The following is a 21846-nucleotide window of genomic DNA, read 5'->3' on the forward strand; positions in this document are numbered from 1 at the left end:
TTTTCCAAAAGAATAATTAAACATAATTTTATTACACAGTCTAAATTATTGAATTTAGTTGAGCTAGATTAGTCGTTTTTTTCTCTTTATACATTACAAATCTACTGCGTATTTAGAGGTTTAACCAAACCACTTGCAGATGAGATTTCCATATTAATAGACCCCACTAAAACCTCTGCTTGTGCTTTTACCGGTATTCTATTTGCATCATCGCTAATCCAAAGAAACAATCTACTGTCTTTTTTAAATACTCGTCCAGGTCTAATAGAAGGACTAAATTTTAAACAAGCTATCTGACCTAAATTTGTTTTAATAATTTCTTTACCAAAATACTCAATAGTTAATGGCGTAACCTCGTCATCTAAGAAGTAGTTAAGTACAATTTTGTCTCCAACTTTAATCCCTTTTAAATCTAAATTTCTTGTAAAGTAATAGGCACTCACCAAATCAAATGTTTGGTTAACAGGAGATTTAAATGTTCCTTTGGTAGCAACTACTTTTTTTTCATTTTGGTAAAATCTAGCTTTATCATTTCTGGTATATTTGTTTTCTCTTACGTTTTCGGTATATAAATAAGGACTATAATTGTCTTTATCTATATATGAATCATATCTGTTTCTAACTTTATAAAAAACATCAAAAGAGCCAGATGTTTGGCCTTGTACCAATAAATGGTAAGTAGGTTTGTTGTTTAATTTTACATCAGTAGCTAAAACCTGTATAGTTGCTTCTGCCGCCGTAAAAAAACCATACTTTAATTTGTATTTTATAGTTTCTCCAGCTTTAAAAGCAGATTTGTCTAAATAGTCTATGGTTTGGGAAAAACCATTACCAAAAACAAAAGCTATCAAGATTAATGTTAAAATATGCTTTCTCATAGTTAAGATTATTGCAAAAAATGAACCAAATTAATCTTTACGTTTAAATATGGGTACTGTAGAACAAGGCTCTCCGTACATGATGCTTTTAGCTATTGTACTCAACTTTGTTGTAATAGCTACAAATGCTGCAGTAGGTACGTAAATATCTCCACAGCCTTTTATTACTAAGCGTTGATCTTTGTATTTGCTTAAATCTAATTTATCTAAGGCATTTAAATAAAGTATAGTCTCCAATAATTCTAAATCTCCAAAAACAGTATAATTAGCAAATGGAGCTAATTTTGACGCCAAAAGCATATATGCCCAAGTTGGCACAATGGCATCTGCAGAACAAATTACTGCTACATTTTTACCAGTATAACTTCCCCAGTTGTGCTCTTTAAGAAATTCTCTAAAATCTTTTTCTCTCAGCATTAAACCATGAAAAAGGTTATCTTTTATATCATAAACTACTCTTTCTCCAGCTTGGTGTAAATCTGCTAAATCAAAAGATATTAATCCGCTTTGCGCAACTTTGTTAACAATGTTTTCTTGAATATCCATAATTCTATAAAACTAAAAAAGCCGAGGATTGTTATCAACCTCGGCTTTAAAATTAAGTATTTTACTATTAATAAAACTTAGCTCTAAAATCTTTTACATCAGCTTTTTTACGTAAAACTTCAAAAACAGAAGCGTCAACTTGCTGGCTAATAGATTGTTCCATTTGTTCTTTAACTTTTAAAACATTTGTTAAAGCCGGTGGATTAGTAAAACTTTTTACAGTATATACATAAACACCCCTATCACCTTCAATTACTTTAGATAGTTTATTAGGCTGAGAACCAAAAATACTTCCAATAACTTTGTTTTCTTGAGCTATACCAGGGATAACTGGATTGGCAAAAACAACGTTTTCTACTGGGGTAACAGTTGTACCTGTTTTTTGTGCTACTTGTGCTATGTTTGATACTCCAGAAACTGCTTTTTCAAAGGAAGTTTTTAATACTTTAGCTTGCGCAAGTCTTTTAACATCTGGTTCAATTTGTTTTTTAACATCTTCTAGAGACAAAGTACCTTCTGGTTTAACCGCTGTTAAAACCGCAACAACATATTTATCACCAATGTCAAAAATCTCGTTAGATACATCGCCTTTATCTGCATTAAAAACCCAACGTATTAAAGTTCTTGCATCCTCTAAACCAGGTAAGGAACCTTGTAATGGTCCAACATCAGTCCCTAATAATTTATTTAAACCTTGTTTTTTAGCGTTTTCATCAAAAGAAGTTTGGTTGCTCACGTTGCTTATAAAGCTTTGTGCTTTTTGATACGCAGCTTGCTCAGTTACAGAACTTGGCGCCAAAGCTTTATCAACTACAGCCACTTTAGCAACTCTTGAAGAACCAATTTGATTTTGGATATTAATAACGTGTACTCCAAATTGAGTTTGCAAAACCATTGTTTGGCCAACTGCTCCATTAAATACGGCATCTTCAAAAGCTGGAATCATTGATCCTCTTGTAAAAGTACCTAAATCTCCACCTTTATCTTTAGAACCATCAGTGCCATATTGTGTAGCTAATGCAGCAAAATTAGCACCACCTAAAATTAATTTCTTTAAAGAATCAGCCTTAGCTAAAGCTTTATCCATACCACCTTCTGTAGCTGGGTTAATCAAAATATGACGAGCTTTAACAGAATCAGGACTAACTCTAGAATCAACCAGTTTAGCTACTTTGTAGGTGCCATTAGAGAAAAACGGACCGTAAACAAAACCTTTGCTTGCACCAAACATTACAGAATCTAAAGCAGGCTCTAATTGACCTTTCTTTTGATAAACTATAGGAGTTTTTGTATCCGCATTGATTGCTACAAATAAAGAATCATTTGTAGAGGTTCTAAAGCCTTCAGTAATTTTATCAATTGCTACTTTAGCGTCTAAAGTATCTTGTTTAGAGGGCGCAGCATCAAAAGCAACATATTCAAACGTTCTGGTTTCAGTAGCGTTTTTAAACTTGTATTTATTTTGCTCGTAGTACTCTTTGTAATCAGCATCAGTAACTTTTACTTCAGCATCAGGTACAGAAGCATAATCTTTAAATACGTACTCAAAATTAACCAATTTGTTTCTGTTGGTATAATCATCTTTAGCATCTAAAGAGTTAACATATATGCCATTTTTAACTAAGTTAATATACTTCTCGTTAATTCTTTGTTGTTGTACATTCTCTTCTAATGCAATCCACTGAGATTTTAATTGACCGGTTGGGTCTGTATCAGCACTTTTTCTCGAATTTAAAGCTGTTGCTCTATCATACACACCTGTTTGTGGGTTAGAGAAAATTTGTTGAACTTGTTGAGAAGGATTGTCAAACAATAAATCAAAAAGTTCAGACTCGCCAACGGTTAATCCTAAATCTTCTGTTTGTTTTTTTAAGATAATACCAGAAACTGTTTGGTTCCAAGTGTTTTCTACAACGTAAGCAGTCATTTGTGGGTTTAAACTTCCCATTTGCTGTTTAAATTGCGCAGAATTTTGTTCTACTTTTTCATTAAAATCTTTGTAAGAAATAGTTTCATTTCCCACCTCACCAATTTCACTTTGCGACTCAGATATAAAACCTTGTCCACTTTGTATCGCATCACCTAATAGAAACGCAACAATTGCCACACCGATAGCAATCACAATGATTACACCTGCTCGGTCACGCAAAAAACCCATTATACCCATATTGTAATTATGTTTTATTTTTCGAGGGCGCAAGATACAAATTTACACAACAAAGCATAAAATTTATTTAGATTATATATATCAATAAATAAGGCATTTATAAATATGTTGCATAATTGTTAGATTATTTGAGTTTAAAAAAAAGCTTTATTATACCTTTGTGGCTTATGGTATCAATTATATTAAAAAAGGGTAAAGAAAAAGCTGTTTTACAACGTCATCCTTGGATTTTTTCTGGAGCATTACAAAATGTTAAAGGAAAGCCCGAAAACGGAGAATTGGTGACTGTATATGCCTATGATGATGAGTTTTTGGCTTATGGATATTATAATAATGAATCTAGAGTTGCAATTAGAGTTTTAAGTTGGGACCAAGAAATTTTACCTAATGAAGCTTGGTATAGAAAACGCTTGCAAGCAGCCTTTAATAATAGAAAGCATTTAATTAATGCAGATAACAATACTTGTAGGTTAGTTTTTAGTGAATCTGATTATTTGCCAGGTCTAATTGCTGATAAATACGCAGATTATTTAGCGGTACAAATACTAACATCGGGTATGGAAAGCCTAAAACCTGTAATATTAGATGAGTTGCAAAGGCTAACTGGTGCTAAAGGTATTTTTGATAAAAGTGATATTGGTGCCAGAGCGCATGATGGTTTAGCTGCCACAGAAGGTTTAGTTTGGGGTACTTTGCCTCCAGATTTTGTGGAGGTAAAAGAAAATGGTATCAAATACAATATTAATATTGTAGAAGGTCAAAAATCTGGTTTTTATTGCGACCAAAGGTTTAACAGAGATTTGTTGGCAAACTATGCTAAAGGAAAACGGATGTTAGATTGTTTTAGCTATAGCGGAGGTTTTTCTTTAAACGCGATGGCAAAAGGAGCAGCGGAAGTTGTTTCTGTTGATAGTTCTGCTTTAGCTATTGAGACTTTAAAAAAGAATATCATTTTAAATAAGTTTGAAGGCATAAAACACGAAGCCATACAAAGTGATGTAAATAAGCAATTACGCATATTTAAAGAGGCAGGAGAAGAATTTGATATTGTAGTTTTAGACCCACCTAAATATGCACCCTCTCGTTCTGCTTTAGATAGAGCGGCAAGAGCATATAAAGATTTGAATAGATTAGGAATGCATGTTTTAAAAGAAGGTGGTTTGTTGGCTACTTTTAGCTGTTCTGGAGCTGTGGATATGGAAACTTTTAAGCAAATAATTGCCTGGGCAGCTTTAGATGCCGGTAAAGAAGTGCAAATTATTCATCAATTTACTCAACCAGAAGATCACCCGGTTAGAATTTCTTTTCCAGAAGGTGAGTATTTAAAAGGTTTATTATGTAGGGTTTATTAATTAATCTTCAAATTTTAATTTACCCAATAAGCTTTGCATTTTAGTAGCTAACTGATTATGGGTTTGCATGATACTATCTAACGCTTGTTTAATTTGAGTTTGATGATATGGTTTAACAATATATTTAAATCCGTTTAATTCGAAGTTTTTCTTGGTTTCATGATCATCATCAATAATAAAAAAGATGGTAGGTTGTTTCTTTACTTTTTCTAATAGCTGAGATTTATTGGTGTTATTGAGCTGAAAATTTAAGAAAAGAATTTGTGGTTCTAAAGTGTTCAATAAATTTAAACCTTCTTTTACGTTCTCTGTGTTACCAATAATTTCTAAATATTTAAAAGAGTTTAATATTTCTGATAGCTGTAATACATCTTTTGTGTTTTCTTCAATAATTAAGCAGCTGAATTTTTCCATATTTCTTTTAATAGTTGGGTTTAAACTTAATAAATAAAAATGTTTAGTTTTTTAACGGATTCAAAACCAAAAGCATAAATTTAGGTTTAAAGATTATGAATAAAGAAAAAAGTAGTTATTATACTGGCGAGGCAAAGTTTTCTCCTGTTCCTTTGTCGGTAAGTTCTCCGGTTATTAAACCGATTGATAAAAATAAGGTAACCGCAAATGCAGTGGAGGCAATGCACATGCAGGCACATCAACAAATTGATATGTTACGTAAGCAAGCAGAACTTATTATGCAGCAGGTTAAAGAAATTGAAGACCGTTTAAAAATATCTGAGCTAATTTATAAAGCCGAAATACGCTTTAAACCTGTAATGGGGCAAGTATATCATCTGTACGAAAAAAAGCAAGCAGGCGAATTTTTAGTTAGCATGATTGCACCCAATGAATGGGGTCGTTCTCAATCTTTTAGTCGGTATTTATCTATTGTTAGGTTGCTTTCTGATTCTACTTGGGATGTTTTAGACAAAGCATCGTTTAATTTTGATGATTTTGAACAAGCCATTGCATTAAATCAGGGTGTTTAAATTGATACCCTGTTGATACGATTTTATCAGCACTAATAATCTTAAAATCTTTTTTCTCTTTTATAAATTGTGCTCTTTTGTTGTAAAGCTGCCTGCTGGCTAAATCGTAAAAATCACTTTTGCTTGGGTGCGTTGGTGCAGCAGCATTAAATGTTTGGTTCCAAAGTGATTGATTAATAATTTGTTCAATTACGCCAATACAATCCTCTAAATGAATCAAATTAACAGGCACTAGTCCATTAGGGATAGCTTCTTTTCCTGCGAAAAATCTTCCGGGATGTCTTTCTGGGCCAATTAATCCGGCCATTCTTATAACCGTTACATCTAATTCTTTTACAGCTGTAAATGTTTTTTCTGCAGCTAACATTCTTAAACCAGATGCTGTGTTTGCAAAGCTGTTGCTTTCTTCTGTATGCCAACCATTATTTTCATCGTAAACAGATGTTGAAGAAATGAAAATTATTTTTTTAATGTTGGACTTTAAAACTTCAGTTTTTAAATGCTCCATTTTATCACCATAATTAGCTCCTTTTTCCTCACTTCTTCCGGGTGGTACGTTTATAATTAATAAATCTGCATTTAAAAAGTGAGCTAAACTATTTTCATCAATAGTATTTGGCAATTGTATTAAAAAAGGGGCAATGTTATTTTCTGCTAATAATTGGAGTTTATTAATATTTGTTGTAGAGCCATTAACTAAATAACCGTTTTTTTGAAAATGTTTTGCAAGTGGAAAGCCCAACCAACCACATCCTATTATTGCTATTCTTTTTATTTGATTTATATCCATCTTAAACAAAAGTAAGAATAATATTTTTTTGGCATTTTCTTTGTGTAGTTGGCTTTATAAATCACAACAAATAAAATTATGAAAATTAATAAATTAAAAGCTACAGCATTAGGCTTAATGGCAGTTATAGGAACGTCAGCTATCATGCCTGCATGTAAATCTTTAACTAATACACAAAAAGGTGCGGGAATTGGCGCAGCTGCTGGTGGAACTATTGGTGCATTAATTGGTAAAAAAGCTGGAAATACAGCTGTGGGCGCTATTATAGGAGGTGCGCTTGGTGGTACAGCAGGAGCATTTATTGGTAAAAAGATGGACAAACAAGCTCAAGAAATTCAACAAAGTATTCCTGGGGCAGAAGTTATTCCGTATGAAGAAGGAATTATTGTCAAATTTGATTCTGGGATTTTATTCGGAGTTGATAAATCTGAATTGCAAGCAAATGCAAAACAAAATATAGACAATTTAGCAGCATCATTAAATAAATATCCTGATACTGACATAATGGTTATTGGACATACTGATGCTTCTGGAAGTGATAGCTACAATATGAGTTTATCTGAAAGAAGAGCTGCCTCAGTTAAAAGTTATGCGGTATCTCAAGGTGTTGCAAATAGTAGATTGAAAGTTGTTGGAAAAGGAGAATCTGAGCCAATTGCAACAAATGATACTGCTGAAGGCATGGGCTTAAACCGTAGGGTAGAAATTGTAATTGTTGCTAATGCAAAAATGAAGCAAGAAGCAAAGACTGCTACTGGTAACTAGTAAACAAACAACTAATATATATTAAAAGGAAATCTATTTTATTAAAGATTTCCTTTTTTTATCTCCAAATTTCAAAACACTTAATAGGTTTGTCAAATATTTGTATTTATAAAAATATTTGAGCTTTTTGTTTGAAATTATGATAATTAAATCCCTTATTTGAAATGTAATTGTTAATCACTAAATATTTGTAATCATGTTTGAAAAACTTAGCCAAATTGTTAAAGAAAGTAAACAAGCTTTTTTAACATCTGAAATTAAAGAAGGAACAATAGATGCTGCAATTAATGAGGCAACTGGTGTTATTGTTGACGTGTTAAAAAGCAAGTTAGATAATGGTAAGGTTGGTGAATTGATGTCCTTTTTTAAGGGGAAAGATGCTGTTTATCAGGATTTAACAAACATGATGGTAAATAAATATGCTAATCGTTTAAATAAATATTTTAATTTGAATATTAACGATGCTAAAACTTTGAGCGAACAAGTTATCCCGGCTGCAATGAATAAGTTTGTTTTAGAAACGGTTGGGAACAAGAAAGAGAATACAGGAGTTTTTGCTTTTCTGAATTGGTTAAGTGGAAATACAATAAACTTCGAGAATCTGTTTTTAAGACTTAATCCTGTTAAGTTAGCTTCTTAGGTCAAAGATTTTATTGCAAATAAAAAAAGGGATAATTTTTTATCCCTTTTTTTGTGCCTTTAATTTTTCGTTTAGTTTTTCATATCATTTTGCTTGTCAACCTTTGGTTTTTCGCTTCTATTAGCCAAATCCCAAGCGGTGTAAAATACCAGTTGAGCTCTCTTGGTTAACAGTGGGAAATTTATCTTTTTAATCTCATCGGTTTTTTTGTGGTAATCTTCATGCACTCCATTAAAGTAAAATATAATTGGAATATTATGCTTTGCGAAGTTGTAATGATCTGAACGGTAGTAGAACCTATTAGGGTCTGCCGGATCATCATATTTATAATCTAATACCAAATTGGTATAAGTTTTATTAGCGTTTTCGTTAATTAGCTTTAAGGTTGAGCTTAATTTATCAGAACCAATTAAATAAACATAATTAGCTGAATCTTCTTTTCCTTTATATTCTTCGCCAACTCTTCCAATCATATCAATATTCAAATTGGTAATGGTATTTTCTAAAGGAAATACTGGGTTATCAGAATACCATTCTGAACCTAATAAACCTTTTTCTTCACCAACTACTGTTAAAAATAAAATACTTCTTTTAGAACCTTTTCCATCTTTTTTTGCTTTTGCAAAAGCTTCAGCGATTTCTAGGACGCCAGTAGTTCCAGATCCATCATCATCTGCACCATTAAAAACATCACCGTCTTCGCCAACACCAATATGGTCGTAATGAGCTGATATTATAATTATTTCTTTTTTAAGAATTGGGTCGTTTCCTTCTAAAAACCCAAGCACATTTTTAGCTTCAATTACGGTATATTTTGATTCGTAATTAACATCTAAATTTGCGTTAAAAGAAATAGACGCAGGTTTCTGAGTTTCTTTTATACTTTCAGTAAGTTGACTAACGGTTTTACCTGTAGCTTCCATTAAACTATTTATCGCACTTTCCGAAGCATAAATTGTTAAGGGTTTTTCCTTAGTTTCTTTTTTACCCAACTCAAGTGAAGCTCTATTAAAGTAGGCTGCATTAGCACTCATTCTTGCCATAGAAGGGTTTAAGAAAATAATTGCAGCAGGATTTTTAGCAGCTAAAGCAGTTGCTTTTTTAGATCTACTACTTGTCCAGTCAGACATTTTTTCTGTCCCGCTTATTAATGATTTACCATTAACAACAGGTTCGCCCATTAAAACTATAGCAACTTTTCCTTCTAAGTTTTGGTTTGATAAATCATCGTATTTATCAGATGCAATGCCATAACCAACAAAAACAAAGTTTTTATAAGTTTTTTTTATGTCGATGAAATCATTTGGCAGTGTATAAAAATCTTTCAAAAATGTTAAAGGAGATCCATTTAAAATTACATTGCGGGTTATTGATGATTTTTCTTTTAAATCTAAATCTTGAAAATAACTGTTATTAACTGGGGCTTTTAATCCAAAAGATGCAAATTGAGATTTGATATACTCTGCTGCTTTTTGTGCTCCTGCTTTTCCAGTTTCCCTTCCTTCAAAATCATCAGCAGCTAATATGCTTAGTCTTTTAAAGGCATCTTCTTTAGTAATTGTAGTTGCGTATTTTTGAGCTACTTTATCTTGTGCTTGAAGAAATAATGCACCAGAACATAAGCAAGCTATTAAAATGTGTTTTTTCATATATTAATAATTGATTAATTAACGTTTTTATAAAGCTAAACCAATTTAAGTTATTTGATGGTTTTGCTTTGTAAAGATTTGAATAGATAAAGCTGAGGGTTTTACATTTTAATCAGTTTATCGTTAACTAATACTGGGATGCTTTTGGTAATATTTACGTTTAGGCAAAACTTTATATCTTCTTCAATTCCTAGTTTTTTTAAGCGCTCACTGTGTGATGTTTTAGCTGTATAAGCTTCTAAATTATCTTTAGCTTGTTGGTATAAATCATCTGCCGCAATGCTGCTATCATCTAAAATATAATTTTCAGTTTTAAGCTGATTTACTACAGCACCTGCAAAAATGGTATCCTCTAAATTGAATTTGTTTTTCCAACCTGCACAAAGTAAAAGCACATCTTTATCTTGCGATTTTAGATAATCGCAAATAGCATCTAAGTTTAAAAAAGAACCAATTATTATTTGGTATGCAGTTCTTTTAGATTCGTTAATGGCATGAGTGCCATTAGTTGTGGTTAAAACAATTGTTTTGTTTTTTACCTTTTCGGTGGTATATGCAAAAGGAGAGTTTCCAAAATTGAAACCTTCTACCACTTTACCGTCACGTTCGGCAGCTAATAAGTAACCCTCTTTTTCGTAGTTTTTACATTCTTCTACTGTTGCAACAGGTATAATTGCATTTGCTCCGTTTTCTATTCCGTAACAAATAGAGCTGGTAGCTCTAAAAATGTCTATAACAACAACAATGGAGTTCTTTAAATCGTACAGTGAGATTAAAGCTGGTGTTAAGCAAACTTCAATATTTCTTTTTTGCATAAATTTTATGATGATTTTAATTTTTTTAAAGCCACACTTTTCAAAAGTGATTTCATTTGGGTAATGGCTATTTGGTTGAGTTGAATTAACCTATCACTTTGTGATAAGCCTTGATTTATGAGAATAGCGTTTATACTTTCAAGATTAGAAAGTACTACTAGTTGTTCTAAAGTTGCCTGATCTCTGATGTTTCCGTTTTCCTCAGAATTTTTATCACGCCATTGTTTGGCTGTTATTCCAAATAAAGCTACGTTTAAAATATCTGCCTCGCTTGCGTAAACTAATGGTATTTTATTTTTATAAATTTCTGTTGGAATAAGGTTTTCTTTAATAGCGTCTGTATGTATATGGTAATTTACTTTAGCTAATGTTCTTTGAAGATTCCAGTCTAATTTTAGCCTTTCGCTTTCATCGTCCTTTAATCTTTGAAACTCTTTGATTAAATAAAGTTTAAATTCAATAGAGATCCAAGAAGCAAATTCAAATGCAATATCTTTATGAGCAAATGTTCCTCCAAACTTACCTGCTTTTGATACTATCCCAATTGCTTCAGTTTTCTCAACCCATTGTTTAGGGGTAAGCGTAAAACTATTTAAGCCAGCTTGTTTTCTAAACCCATCGAATTCGATGGGTTTAAAATTCGGGTTATAAAGCTGTTCCCAAAAACCTAAAAGTTCTATCGTATTTCTGTTTCTTAACCAATTTTGAATAATCGTATCAGTTCTATCTAAATTTTTAAATCTAGCAATATCAGTTAGCGAAATAAAATCTGCTTGGTTGGTAAAATTTATAGTTACTTTAACCCCATTTACTTCAATGCATTTGTTTTTTATTGCCATTTTTCAAATCTTATAAATCCACTTTATAAAAAGGGAATTTAACCACTTTGGCTTTTACTTTTTGGTCTCTAATTTTAATAAAAATTTCTTGGTCTTCTTTTGCTAAATCTGTTTGCACATAAGCCATTCCAATTGCTTTTTGTAAAGATGGAGATTGTGTACCAGACGTTACTTTGCCAATCACATTTCCTTCTGCATCAACAACTTCATAATCATGACGAGGAATTCCTCTATCAATCATTTCAAAACCAACTAATTTTTTGCTTACGCCTTGTTTTTTCTGTTTTAACAGGGCTTCAGAATTGTTAAAATCTTTGGTGAATTTTGTAATCCAGCCCAAGCCCGCTTCAATAGGGGAGGTGGTGTCGTCAATATCATTACCATATAAACAGAAACCCATCTCTAACCGTAAAGTATCTCTAGCGGCTAATCCAATGGGTTGTATGTCATAAGCTTCGCCAGCTTTAAAAACAGCGGCCCAAATTGCTTCGGCATTTTCGTTATCAAAATAAATTTCAAAACCTCCTGCACCAGTATAACCGGTTGCCGAAATTAAAACATTATCAATACCTGCAAATTTCCCTTTTTTGAAAGTATAGTATTCCATTTCTTCCAAATTAACCTCGGTTAAGCTTTGCAGAGCTTTGGCAGCGTTTGGGCCTTGTATTGCAAGTAATGAAGTACGGTCTGATATGTTTTTCATATCTACACCATAAGTGTTAAAGCTGCTGATCCAATCCCAATCTTTATCAATATTAGATGCGTTAACCACCAACATATAAGTTTTATGGTCTATCCGGTAAACCAATAAATCGTCAACTATACCGCCATCTTTATTTGGAAGGCAAGAATATTGAATTTTACCATCAACCAACTTAGCAGCATCATTACTGCAAACTTGTTGTATTAAATCTAAAGCCTTTTCTCCTTTTAAAATAAACTCGCCCATGTGGCTTACATCAAAAACACCTACGGCATTTCTAACTGCAAGGTGTTCAATGTTAATTCCTTTATATTGAACGGGCATATTAAAACCTGCAAACGGAACCATTTTGGCACCTAAAGAAACATGCTTAGCTGTTAAGGCGGTATTTTTCATTTATTTAATAAGATTATGGATATGAAATTGAATTGCGAAATTAATAAAATTTAATTTTCTTCTTGAAGAAGTTCTTCATAAACAACCAAAAGTTTTTCGCCAAGTTTTTTTTGATTATGATTTTTATCGACTAATTTTTTGGCACCCTCGCCAATACGGTTAATCAATGTTTTATCGGTAAAACAGCGTAATATTTGTTTGTAAAAATCGTCAACAGTATCAGCAATTAAAATGTTTTTATCATGTTGATAGCTAATACCTTCAGCAGCAATTGAAGTGGCAATAATGCATTTACCCAAAGCCATGGCTTCAATAATTTTAACACGCATGCCACTGCCAGAAAGCAAGGGAACTATGAGCACATGTTGGCGGGCTATAAATTCTTTCGCATTATCAACCTTGCCTTCCATAATAAAAGATTCGCCTTCTAAAATCTCGTAACTTTTTGGGATGTTTTTACCAGCCAAATGGAAAGTAATACCGGAGCCTAATTGTTTAATAGATGGCCAAACTTTATCTAGAAACCAGTCTAAACCTTCAATATTTGGTCGCCAATCCATAGAACCTATATAACCTAAACTTTTATTTGGAGATAGCTGATAATCATTCACATACTCATCAATATTAACAGCAACAGGGAAAGTGTGAACTTTGTTTTTGTAACCAGCATCAATAAAAAAATGTTCATCAACAAAACTGATGGCTAAAATACAATCAAATTTGTCTAAAACATCAAACTCAAAACGTTGCAGCCTTTTACTTAATAAATGAAGGTATAGTTTTCTTAGTAAAAAGGGTTCTTTAATGGTGAGTCTTTTCCAGATTTGATGCTCGATATTGTGCGCCCTGTAAATTATTTTGGCTTTCGAATTTACTTTTACAACATTTATATACGGCGTAACTTGTAAGCCTTCAAATTGAACGATATCAAAATTTCCGTTTTTTAATAAATGCGCCAATTTATTTGCACAGCCTAAATGATAAAATCTACTGATGTTATAAGATTGTTGCGAAAAAAGATTCACAAAAGCATCTTTAGCTTTTACCCTATTGTCTATTTTATAGTGCTGAAACTTAATTTTTGATAAAATAGGGTCGTTGATATCTTTAATATTAACATAGTGTTTTGTAGTATTTAAACTAAACAAAGTAATGTTACAACCTAAATCTAACAGCGCTTTTAAAGAGTTGTGTACCACAATTGCATAGCCGCCATCGGCAGGAAATGGGACTCTATTTGTGATAACAAGGATGCGCATAATTGCAAAATACTAAAAAATGGATAGCTGTGGATTACTTACTTTAAAAGTTTTTCTGTGGTAGGGGCTAAAACCTAATTCTAATACCGCATTTCTGTGCACAATTGTTGGGTAGCCTTTATTTTTTTTCCATTGATAGGCTGGAAATTCACTGTCAATTGCAGCCATAAAATCGTCTCGGTAGGTTTTGGCTAAAATAGAAGCGGCAGCAATAGAGAAGTATTTGCTATCACCTTTAACAATACATTGATGTTTAATATTTGGATACACGTTAAATCTATTTCCGTCTATAATTAGAAAATCTGGTTTAATGGTTAGTTTTTCTACTGCTCTATGCATTGCTAAGAATGAAGCATTTAAAATATTTATTTTATCAATTTCTTGATGATCTACCATCCCCACAGCAAAAGCTATTGCAGTTTCTTCAATTTCTTTCCTTAAAATAAAACGGTCTTTTTCTTTAATTTGTTTAGAATCATTTAATAAAGGATGGTTAAAATTTTTAGGTAAAATAACGGCAGCGGCAAAAACAGGCCCTGCTAAACATCCTCTGCCAGCTTCATCGCAACCGGCTTCTAAAAATTCATTTTGGTAAAAAGGTAATAGCATTTAGTTTATTGTTTTTAATATGGCTTGCCAAAGTAATTTTGAGGTATTTTCCCAATTATACTGTTTTGCTAATTTTAAACCTAAAATAATTTTTTGTTGATTATCTGCAATTCCAGCAGCTTGTTCGTAAATTTTTCGCGTTAATTCTTTAAAATTGTTAGGGTTAAATAAATGAGCAGCACCTTTTGAAATTTCTTCCATTGCGGTTTCTTGGCTGGTAATTACAGGGGTACCACAACTAAAAGCCTCAATAACCGGTAAGCCAAAACCTTCAAAATAAGAAGGGTAAATACTGGCAGTAGCATTATTTAGCAGCAGGTTTATTTCATCATCAGATAATTCAGCTTTAAAAATAACATCTGTTTTAAAAGTCATAGTTTTTAAATGTTTATCCAAAACAGATGTTTTCCAAGCTCTGCGGCCTGCCAAAATTAATTGATGTTTAAAAGTTGGGTTTTGTTTTCTGAAAGCCTCAAACGCTTTTAATAAGTTAAGAATGTTTTTACGAGGATGAATGGCGCCAACACAAATAAAATACGGAATTAGCGGTTTTGGGCTGTTTGATAGCTGTTTAAAGGCATCAGTAACGCCATTATAAACCACATCTATTTTATCCGCACTAATTTGATAAGTGTTTACCAAATCTTGTTTGCTAAATTCAGAAACGGTTGCTATCCGTGTTGCTTGGTTTGCAAATTTTGGGAAATAATAGTTATAATATTTTTGCTCTAGCCAATTCACTCCATTTTCAAAATGTTCAAAAGCTATATCATGTATAACTGCCAAAGTTTTAATTTTTGTATTTAAAGGCAAATAACCATCAGGCGAAAGCAGTAAATCTATTTTATGTTTTTTTAAAACTCGTGGTAAACAATGTTGAAACCATATATAGTAAAGAAATGGGTGTTTGGCTGGAGGATGAATAACCAAACCTTTAACATTTGGTGCAAAAATAAACTCGGAGTCAAATTTGTGGTCAAAGCAAAATATAAACTCAACCTCTGGATGTTTAAGCACCATGCTTCGTAAGGTTTCGTAAGTAAACCTACCAATTCCTTCTAATTTATTCTTTTTTAATAAACGTGTATTAACGGCTATTCGCAATTTACTTTGGTTGATTTATGGCTAAAGATATGCAAACGCATAATAAAATTGTTGTTTAATGATTAATGATTTATTTTGCCATTGAATGACAAACAAAAAATTTGCCGGGCAGGTAACGCTGCTTTTATTAGTTAATGTATTTGTTAAGCTAATTTGGATTTTTTTTATTGAGCGTAAAGTGCAATTGAGTGTTGGTTTTGCCCAATATGGCACCTATTACAGTATTCTCAATTATACTTTAATTTTATCCATCATTAACGACCCTGGCTTAAATAATTTTTTAATTAACCAATTAAGTAAAGATAAAAGTGATGTAAAGCAAATTTCTGGTCTGCTTTATCTGAAAATTATTTTATCAATACTGTATTTAGTAATAACATTGGTGGGCTCTTTTATTTTGGGATTAGAAGATTACCAGTTAGTTTTCTTATTAATTATGTATCAAATTGGGTATTCACTTTTAACTTATTTCCGAAGTTTTTTAAAAGGTCATCAGCTGCTAAATATTGATGTAATTTTTTCTGTACTAGATAAAAGCATTCTAATTGTTTTCTTTATCCCTTTACTATATTTAAACACTGCTTTTATTTGGACCATTAAGTTTTATGCAATTGCCCAGTTGTTGGCAGTAATAATTAGTTTATTAATATGCATCTATTATTTAAACAAGCGTAAAATCTCTGTATTTGTAAGAAAACATATTCTATTTGATTTCCAGTTGATTAAGAGCGTTTTCCCTTTTGCTGTTTTTGCATTTTTAGTGGTGGCATATAACAGGGTTGATGTGATTATGCTTGATAAAATTTTAGATAATGGTGCACATGAAACAGGAGTTTATGCGGCAGCATATCGGTTTTTAGATGCCGCAACCATGTTCTCTATTTTATTTGCCTCTTTTTTATATCCTGTAATTGGGAAACTTATTAATAATAAAAAACAGATAGAGGTAATTGTAAAACAAAGCTTTGTGTTTTTAGTATCCGCAAGTTTAATTTTAGCTTTTGCAAGTTGGTTTTATAGAAACCCTTTAATGCAGCTATTTTATCTAGAAAAAGCCACAGAAAATTTGGCTTTAATTTTTGGAGTTTTGATGTTTTGTTTACCATTAATAGCGCTCTATTATGTGTTTAGTACATTATTTACTGCTAAAAATAGTTTAAAGCTTTTAAATTTTATATCGGCCATGGGTTTACTCATTAATGTTGGTTTAAATCTGTTGTTAATTCCAAATTATCAGGCTTTAGGTGCGGCTTTAAGTTCTTTATTAAGTTTTGCCATAGTGGGTTTATTATATTCAGTTTTATATTATACTTACTTTAAATACAGTTTTGAACCTATAATTTGGATAAAATTATTGCTTTATGCGGGGTTACTGTGTTTATTAGGTTCCTTGTTGACTAAAATTTCAATTAATTGGGTATTTAGTTTGGTCATTTACTTTTCGTTATCAACTATTGTTGGGGTGTTTTTTAGGTTTTTTGATGTTAAGAAAATTCGGAAAATGATAAGTTGATGTACAATCATTTTTTTTGCTTTTTTAAGCAATTATTATATTTAAATTCACAGTTTTAATTTTAGTATGCCAAATAACCAAGCCAATTTTGATTTAGTTGATGTTATTAAATTAGCCAATAAATATCGTCTTCATATTTTTTTAATTACTTTTTTTGGAGCTTTAATAGGTTTGATTTTAGCTTTCGTAATTACTCCAAAGTACGAAGCTTATACTACTTTTTACATCCCAGGAAATAATTCGATTTCTCAATCTTTATTAGCAGATAATAACTTGGAAAACTTTATGAGTTTTGGTGATGAAGAACAAATAGATCAAACTTTGGAGCTTTTAAATTCTGATCATCTTAAAGATAAAGTAATTAATCAATTTAATTTGACAGCACATTATGGCATTGATGCCGCCGCAAAATTTCCTAAAACTAAAGCCAGAGCAGAGTTTAAAGATAATGTTGAGTTTAAAAGAACAGATTTTTTAGCAATTAAGATTTTAGTAAAAGATGTTGATGCTGTTTTAGCTGCTAACATGGCAAACTATATTTTAGTTTGTTTGGATAGTATGCGCAGCCAAATTCAGCAAATTAGAGGAGAGCAAGCTTACGGATTAATTAAACTGGCTTACAAAAAAAAGCAAACAGAGGTTGATTCCATTTTAAAGCAACTGAGCCAAATTAGGGCAAAAGGAATTTTTGACTATGAAGCACAATCTGAAGTTTTAAGTGAAGCCATAGTTAAAGCGCAAACCCAAGTAAAAGCAGAGGAAGCCAGAGTAAAAGTTTACGAAAGTTATCAAAGTAAACTGCCCGATACCACTATTATTCGAGCAAAAGGTAAACTAGCGGCAGCAATAGCTACTTATCAATCTTTACAGCCAACAGTTGCCAATTTTGGGAAATTAAGTGGTAAATATTTAGAATTGGAAGCCGTTTACAAAAAAGAGCAAGAATCTTTATCAAACTTACAACTAAGATTTGAAGCTGCAGAGTTAGATTATAAAGGCTTTATTTCGCAACGCTTTTTGGTTGAGAAAGCAATAGTACCAGAAAAAAGCAAGTATCCTAATAAAATGTTAATGGTATTTTTATTTGCACTTTCGGCATTTTTAATAAGCTTATTTACCATTTGCTACATAAATTTTATAGCACCAAGCTTTAAAAATTAATGATAAGCTTGGCTAGCGATATTAAAAAAGTATATGCTATAAGTTTTGGAGCTGTATTATTAGGCGCTTTTTTAGCTTATGGCCTTCCAGAATATTATGTTTTGGCTATTCCCGCTGCATTTTTAGTTGTCGTATTGTTTTTACTTTCTATTGAGAGCGTTTATTATTTAATAGCATTTTGTACGCCAATTTCAATTCAATATTTAATAGGTAGTTCTGTAATTAATTTGCCTAACGAGCCTTTAATGCTGCTTATGCTTGTTTTATTTGGCATTAAGTTATTGCAAAACATACAAGATTTCAGAAATGTACTTCAGCATCCGCTGGTGGTTTTAATTATCATAAACTTGGTTTGGCTTTTAATTACTTCCGTTACCAGTACTTTGCCAATCATTTCTTTTAAATACTTATTTGCAAGGTTATGGACAATAGTTTTTGGTTTATTTTGGGGGGCAATTATCTTTAAAAATCCAAAAAATATCAACAAGTTTTTTACAGCCTTTGGTTTTGGTTTATGCTTAGTTATTATTTATACCACTATTAATCATTATAAAGTAGGTTTTTCTCAAGAAAAATGTATGTTGGTAATGCAACCCTTTATGGCTGACCATACCGTTTACAGCGCAGTTTGTAGCATTGTTTTGGTGTTTTCTTTAGTGCTGTTTTTTTCTAAGCAAACTAATAATGGGTTTATTAATAAGACTATCTATTTTGCATTTATTTGTTTAACAAGTTTGGGCGTTGCTTTATCTTATTCTAGAGCCGCGGTTTTGAGTTTGATATTTGTTTTGGCTTTTTACTTTTTATTAAAGTTTAAAGTAAAGTTTAAAACGATGCTTGTTTTCTTGCTTTTAATTTTGGGTTTAAGTTTAGTTTTTAGCGATGAAATTTATCAAAAGGTTAAATTCAATAAATCAGTGTCTGGCAAAAGTATTGCAGCAGATATTCAGTCTATTTCTAATGTACGCACAGATGAATCTAATGTTGAACGTTTAAATAGATGGGAAAGCGGGTATAGAATGTTTTTAGAAAAACCTTTTTTGGGCTACGGACCAGGAACATATATGTTTGAATATTCGCCATTTCAAAGAGCGCATGAAATGACTAGTATTAGCACCACACACGGAGATATGGGATCAATGCATAGCGAATATTTTGGGCCTTTGGTAGAAAGTGGTGTTTTTGGCTTGCTTATTATTTTAGCAATTTTTTTAACCTTTATTTTTATACTGATGAGGGTTTATTATAACCCAGCCAATAAAGAAATAAAAATATTGGCTTTGGCTATTTTATTAGCTATGCTCACTTACTTTTTTCACGGTTTGTTAAATAACTTTTTAGAGCAAGATAAAGTTGCAGTAATATTTTGGGCAATGATGGGAATGGCAGTTGCGCTTGATTTTAAAAACCAATCTCTACGGCTAAATCGTAATTAATCCTCTTTTGGTGGAGCTTTAAATCTTGGTTTAAAACCCATTGGTTTAGTATCCGAAGTTTCCTCAGTTGGTTTTATATCTTCTTTTTCAGTTACTGATGTTTGCTCAACAGGCTCCACTTCTTTAGTTACTCCTGCTTTAAATCTTGGTTTAAACCCAGCTGGTTTAGATACAATAGGTTTTTCTATCGGTTGGTTTTCTTTAACGTCTTCTTTTGTGTTTTCAACAGTGCCAGAGGCATCAACCGTCTTAGTTTGCCCAGCTTTAAATCTTGGTTTAAAACCTGCTGGTTTAGCTACAATAGCATTTTCTTGAGATGGCGTTGTTTTCTCTGGTACTGTTGTTTCTTCTTTTTTCTCTACCGCATCAACTTCTTTAGTCAGCCCAGCTTTAAATCTTGGTTTAAAACCTGCTGGTTTAGCTACAATAGCATTTTCTTGAGATGGCGTTGTTTTCTCTGATACTGTTGTTTCTGCTTTTTCTTCGGTTGATTCAACAATTTTAGCTGCTCCTGCTTTAAAACGTGGTTTAAATCCGGAAGGTTTTGGAGCAGCCGGTTCTGAACTTTCTACTGCTTCCTCTTTTTCATTAACTTCTGGAATAGTTGGTGCTTTAAATCTTGGTTTAAAAGCTGGAACATCTTCAGGTATTATTTTTTCTGCAGGTTGTGCAACTCTATCTACTCTAACTGGTGGTAAATTATTCAGATTTAAATCTTCTTTTAATTTAAAAGCTTTTTCATCTGATAGGGGATAGGCAATGCGCAAATTATTAAACCAGTACTTTTTAGTATGGTCAAAACTTTTTTCGCTCATTTCCTCATAATGCCAAACAAACTCAGCATAAATATCAGGCTTGTCATTTTTAAAAATATCTAAGTCAATTTTCTTTTTCAGGAAAAATTCTTCAAATGTCATATCAGAATCTCAATATTTAAATTTTCCCAAATCATTTTTTTGCCATCATTGCTCAGCTTCCATTTTGCTTTATCTGCTGGGCTAGCATTTAATAAATTTTGGTACCATAAAAGGGGAATAGCAGTTTCTTTGCCATCTATCTCTAAAATTAAACTGTCATCATTAAAAACAACTTTTAATTCTTGGTCTTTACGTCTGTTACTTACTATTCCCATTTCCTGCTTTAATAGCTATAGAATTATTTTTTTCCAATATTATCAAGTTTATCTAAAAACTTTTCGTTAAATATTTGTTGTTGCTCAAACTGATTTACAGATAAATCTATAAAACTATTTAGGGTGTCGGCTATTTTAGTGAGTGTTACAGATTGTTGACTTAAAACGTCCATTTGTTGACTCAGTAACTCAGATTGTTGATCTTGTTTCCTCAACATTTCAGAAATTACTACTAAGAAATCTTTATCTTTCATAAGAATTAATTTTAAATAAATATCGTAAAAACAAATAAGACTTTAACCCTTGGATAAACGCAAAGTGCCAATTACCATAATTTCTCGTAAACCTATACCTTCTGCCTTACGCCTTTAGCTTTCCTACTCCTCCATGTTATGATAAACCGCCTGCACATCTTCATCCTCTTCTAACTTATCTAAAAGTTTAGTAATATCAGCAATCTGTTCTTCAGTTACTTCTTTATGTGTTAAAGGAATGCGCTCTAATTTTGCTTGTTTTACATCAATCCCTTTTTCTTCAAGAGCTTTTTGCATGTTCCCAAAATCTTCGTAACCTGCGTGTATTACCGCAACATCCTCACCTTCTTCGTTCGCTTCTACAAAAATTTCTTCTAAGCCAGCATCAATCAATTCTAATTCTAGTTCTTCTAAATCTAGCTCCCCGGGCTCAAATCTAAAAGATGAAACTCTTTTAAAAATAAAATCTAAAGAACCAGTTTTACCTAAAGAACCATTGGTTTTAGTAAAATAACTTCTAACATTAGCAACCGTTCTGTTGGTGTTATCAGTAGCGGTTTCTACCAAAATAGCAACGCCATGTGGTGCATAACCTTCGTAAACAAATTCTTCGTAGCCAGCTAAATCCTTGTCTGATGCTCTTTTAATGGCTGCATCAACACGGTCTTTAGGCATATTTACTGCTTTTGCATTTAAAATAGCAGTTCTTAATTTTGAGTTAGTTTCTGGATGCGGACCGTTTTCTTTAACAGCCATTACAATATCTTTCCCGATACGTGTAAACTGAACTGCCATTTTAGTCCAACGTTTCATTTTCCGCTCTTTGCGGAATTCAAATGCTCTTCCCATTTT

23 protein-coding genes are annotated in these 21846 nt (G+C 32.1%); 7 read left to right on the plus strand and 16 right to left on the minus strand.

Going from position 1 to position 21846, the window contains the following annotated elements:
- Window positions 1-101: 101 nt before the first annotated feature.
- The 3 genes from ACFSSE_RS03625 to ACFSSE_RS03635 all read right to left on the minus strand — a co-directional run bounded on the left by ACFSSE_RS03625 (window position 102) and on the right by ACFSSE_RS03635 (window position 3582).
- Window positions 102-878, minus strand: coding sequence for a DUF3108 domain-containing protein (locus ACFSSE_RS03625; RefSeq protein ID WP_379044567.1), 777 nt, complete (start codon window positions 876-878; stop codon window positions 102-104).
- 30 nt (window positions 879-908) lie between these two features.
- A complete protein-coding gene (locus ACFSSE_RS03630; RefSeq protein ID WP_379044570.1) occupies window positions 909-1424 on the minus strand; it encodes a DUF2480 family protein in 516 nt (171 codons plus the stop codon).
- A 67-nt stretch (window positions 1425-1491) separates the two neighbouring features.
- A complete protein-coding gene (locus tag ACFSSE_RS03635) occupies window positions 1492-3582 on the minus strand; it encodes a peptidylprolyl isomerase (protein ID WP_379044573.1) in 2091 nt (696 codons plus the stop codon).
- A gap of 176 nt (window positions 3583-3758) precedes the next feature.
- Between ACFSSE_RS03635 and ACFSSE_RS03640 the strand changes: the two genes are divergently transcribed.
- Window positions 3759-4943, plus strand: coding sequence for a class I SAM-dependent rRNA methyltransferase (locus ACFSSE_RS03640; protein WP_379044576.1), 1185 nt, complete (start codon window positions 3759-3761; stop codon window positions 4941-4943).
- Here ACFSSE_RS03640 and ACFSSE_RS03645 read toward each other — a convergent pair whose 3' ends face one another.
- A complete protein-coding gene (locus ACFSSE_RS03645; protein WP_379044579.1) occupies window positions 4944-5357 on the minus strand; it encodes a response regulator in 414 nt (137 codons plus the stop codon).
- Window positions 5358-5452: 95 nt separating this feature from the next.
- Between ACFSSE_RS03645 and ACFSSE_RS03650 the strand changes: the two genes are divergently transcribed.
- Window positions 5453-5929 (plus strand): DUF2452 domain-containing protein, encoded by a 477-nt coding sequence (locus ACFSSE_RS03650; RefSeq protein WP_379044582.1) that lies wholly within the window; start codon window positions 5453-5455, stop codon window positions 5927-5929.
- Here ACFSSE_RS03650 and ACFSSE_RS03655 read toward each other — a convergent pair.
- On the minus strand, window positions 5880-6719 hold the full coding sequence (locus ACFSSE_RS03655; protein ID WP_379044585.1) for an SDR family NAD(P)-dependent oxidoreductase: 840 nt from the start codon (window positions 6717-6719) through the stop codon (window positions 5880-5882). The genes ACFSSE_RS03650 and ACFSSE_RS03655 overlap by 50 nt on opposite strands.
- Before the next feature lie 78 nt (window positions 6720-6797).
- On the opposite strand from ACFSSE_RS03655, the gene ACFSSE_RS03660 reads away from it, so the two are divergent.
- Both ACFSSE_RS03660 and ACFSSE_RS03665 read left to right on the plus strand, forming a co-directional pair.
- Window positions 6798-7484 (plus strand): OmpA family protein, encoded by a 687-nt coding sequence (locus ACFSSE_RS03660; RefSeq protein ID WP_379044588.1) that lies wholly within the window; start codon window positions 6798-6800, stop codon window positions 7482-7484.
- Window positions 7485-7680: 196 nt separating this feature from the next.
- Window positions 7681-8124, plus strand: coding sequence for a hypothetical protein (locus ACFSSE_RS03665; RefSeq protein ID WP_379044591.1), 444 nt, complete (start codon window positions 7681-7683; stop codon window positions 8122-8124).
- A 71-nt stretch (window positions 8125-8195) separates the two neighbouring features.
- Here ACFSSE_RS03665 and ACFSSE_RS03670 read toward each other — a convergent pair whose 3' ends face one another.
- The 7 genes from ACFSSE_RS03670 to ACFSSE_RS03700 form a co-directional block, all read right to left on the minus strand.
- The gene (locus tag ACFSSE_RS03670; protein WP_379044594.1) at window positions 8196-9773 is read right to left on the minus strand and encodes a M28 family peptidase; all 1578 of its coding nucleotides are present in this window, start codon (window positions 9771-9773) and stop codon (window positions 8196-8198) included.
- Window positions 9774-9874: 101 nt separating this feature from the next.
- The gene (locus ACFSSE_RS03675; RefSeq protein WP_379044597.1) at window positions 9875-10588 is read right to left on the minus strand and encodes a 2-phosphosulfolactate phosphatase; all 714 of its coding nucleotides are present in this window, start codon (window positions 10586-10588) and stop codon (window positions 9875-9877) included.
- Between the two features lie 5 nt (window positions 10589-10593).
- Window positions 10594-11427, minus strand: coding sequence for a KilA-N domain-containing protein (locus ACFSSE_RS03680; protein WP_379044600.1), 834 nt, complete (start codon window positions 11425-11427; stop codon window positions 10594-10596).
- A gap of 10 nt (window positions 11428-11437) precedes the next feature.
- Window positions 11438-12526 (minus strand): glycine cleavage system aminomethyltransferase GcvT, encoded by a 1089-nt coding sequence (gene gcvT / locus ACFSSE_RS03685; protein WP_379044603.1) that lies wholly within the window; start codon window positions 12524-12526, stop codon window positions 11438-11440.
- 50 nt (window positions 12527-12576) lie between these two features.
- A complete protein-coding gene (locus ACFSSE_RS03690; protein ID WP_379044606.1) occupies window positions 12577-13785 on the minus strand; it encodes a glycosyltransferase family 4 protein in 1209 nt (402 codons plus the stop codon).
- A gap of 12 nt (window positions 13786-13797) precedes the next feature.
- The gene (locus ACFSSE_RS03695; RefSeq protein ID WP_379044609.1) at window positions 13798-14394 is read right to left on the minus strand and encodes a ribonuclease HII; all 597 of its coding nucleotides are present in this window, start codon (window positions 14392-14394) and stop codon (window positions 13798-13800) included.
- Window positions 14395-15498 (minus strand): glycosyltransferase family 4 protein, encoded by a 1104-nt coding sequence (locus ACFSSE_RS03700; RefSeq protein ID WP_379044612.1) that lies wholly within the window; start codon window positions 15496-15498, stop codon window positions 14395-14397.
- 85 nt (window positions 15499-15583) lie between these two features.
- On the opposite strand from ACFSSE_RS03700, the gene ACFSSE_RS03705 reads away from it, so the two are divergent.
- From ACFSSE_RS03705 to ACFSSE_RS03715, 3 genes are all read left to right on the plus strand, one after another.
- Window positions 15584-17011: an oligosaccharide flippase family protein gene (locus tag ACFSSE_RS03705; protein ID WP_379044615.1), complete on the plus strand. Its 1428-nt coding sequence runs from the start codon at window positions 15584-15586 to the stop codon at window positions 17009-17011.
- Window positions 17012-17077: 66 nt separating this feature from the next.
- Window positions 17078-18172 carry a Wzz/FepE/Etk N-terminal domain-containing protein gene (locus tag ACFSSE_RS03710; protein WP_379044618.1) on the plus strand — a complete coding sequence of 365 codons (1095 nt, stop codon included), beginning with the start codon at window positions 17078-17080 and terminating at the stop codon, window positions 18170-18172.
- Window positions 18172-19608 (plus strand): O-antigen ligase family protein, encoded by a 1437-nt coding sequence (locus ACFSSE_RS03715; protein ID WP_379044621.1) that lies wholly within the window; start codon window positions 18172-18174, stop codon window positions 19606-19608. The genes ACFSSE_RS03710 and ACFSSE_RS03715 overlap by 1 nt, the downstream gene beginning before the upstream one ends.
- Here ACFSSE_RS03715 and ACFSSE_RS03720 read toward each other — a convergent pair.
- From ACFSSE_RS03720 to ACFSSE_RS03735, 4 genes are all read right to left on the minus strand, one after another.
- Window positions 19605-20525 carry a hypothetical protein gene (locus tag ACFSSE_RS03720; protein WP_379044624.1) on the minus strand — a complete coding sequence of 307 codons (921 nt, stop codon included), beginning with the start codon at window positions 20523-20525 and terminating at the stop codon, window positions 19605-19607. The genes ACFSSE_RS03715 and ACFSSE_RS03720 overlap by 4 nt on opposite strands.
- Window positions 20522-20740, minus strand: coding sequence for a DUF2442 domain-containing protein (locus ACFSSE_RS03725; RefSeq protein WP_379044627.1), 219 nt, complete (start codon window positions 20738-20740; stop codon window positions 20522-20524). The genes ACFSSE_RS03720 and ACFSSE_RS03725 overlap by 4 nt, the downstream gene beginning before the upstream one ends.
- Window positions 20741-20763: 23 nt before the next feature.
- On the minus strand, window positions 20764-20994 hold the full coding sequence (locus tag ACFSSE_RS03730; protein ID WP_379044629.1) for a hypothetical protein: 231 nt from the start codon (window positions 20992-20994) through the stop codon (window positions 20764-20766).
- Between the two features lie 123 nt (window positions 20995-21117).
- Complete coding sequence (locus ACFSSE_RS03735) at window positions 21118-21843, minus strand: YebC/PmpR family DNA-binding transcriptional regulator (RefSeq protein WP_379044632.1); 726 nt, start codon at window positions 21841-21843, stop codon at window positions 21118-21120.
- Window positions 21844-21846: the final 3 nt, after the last annotated feature.

The organism is Pedobacter alpinus (genome assembly GCF_042684645.1).
Taxonomy (GTDB): domain Bacteria; phylum Bacteroidota; class Bacteroidia; order Sphingobacteriales; family Sphingobacteriaceae; genus Pseudopedobacter; species Pseudopedobacter alpinus.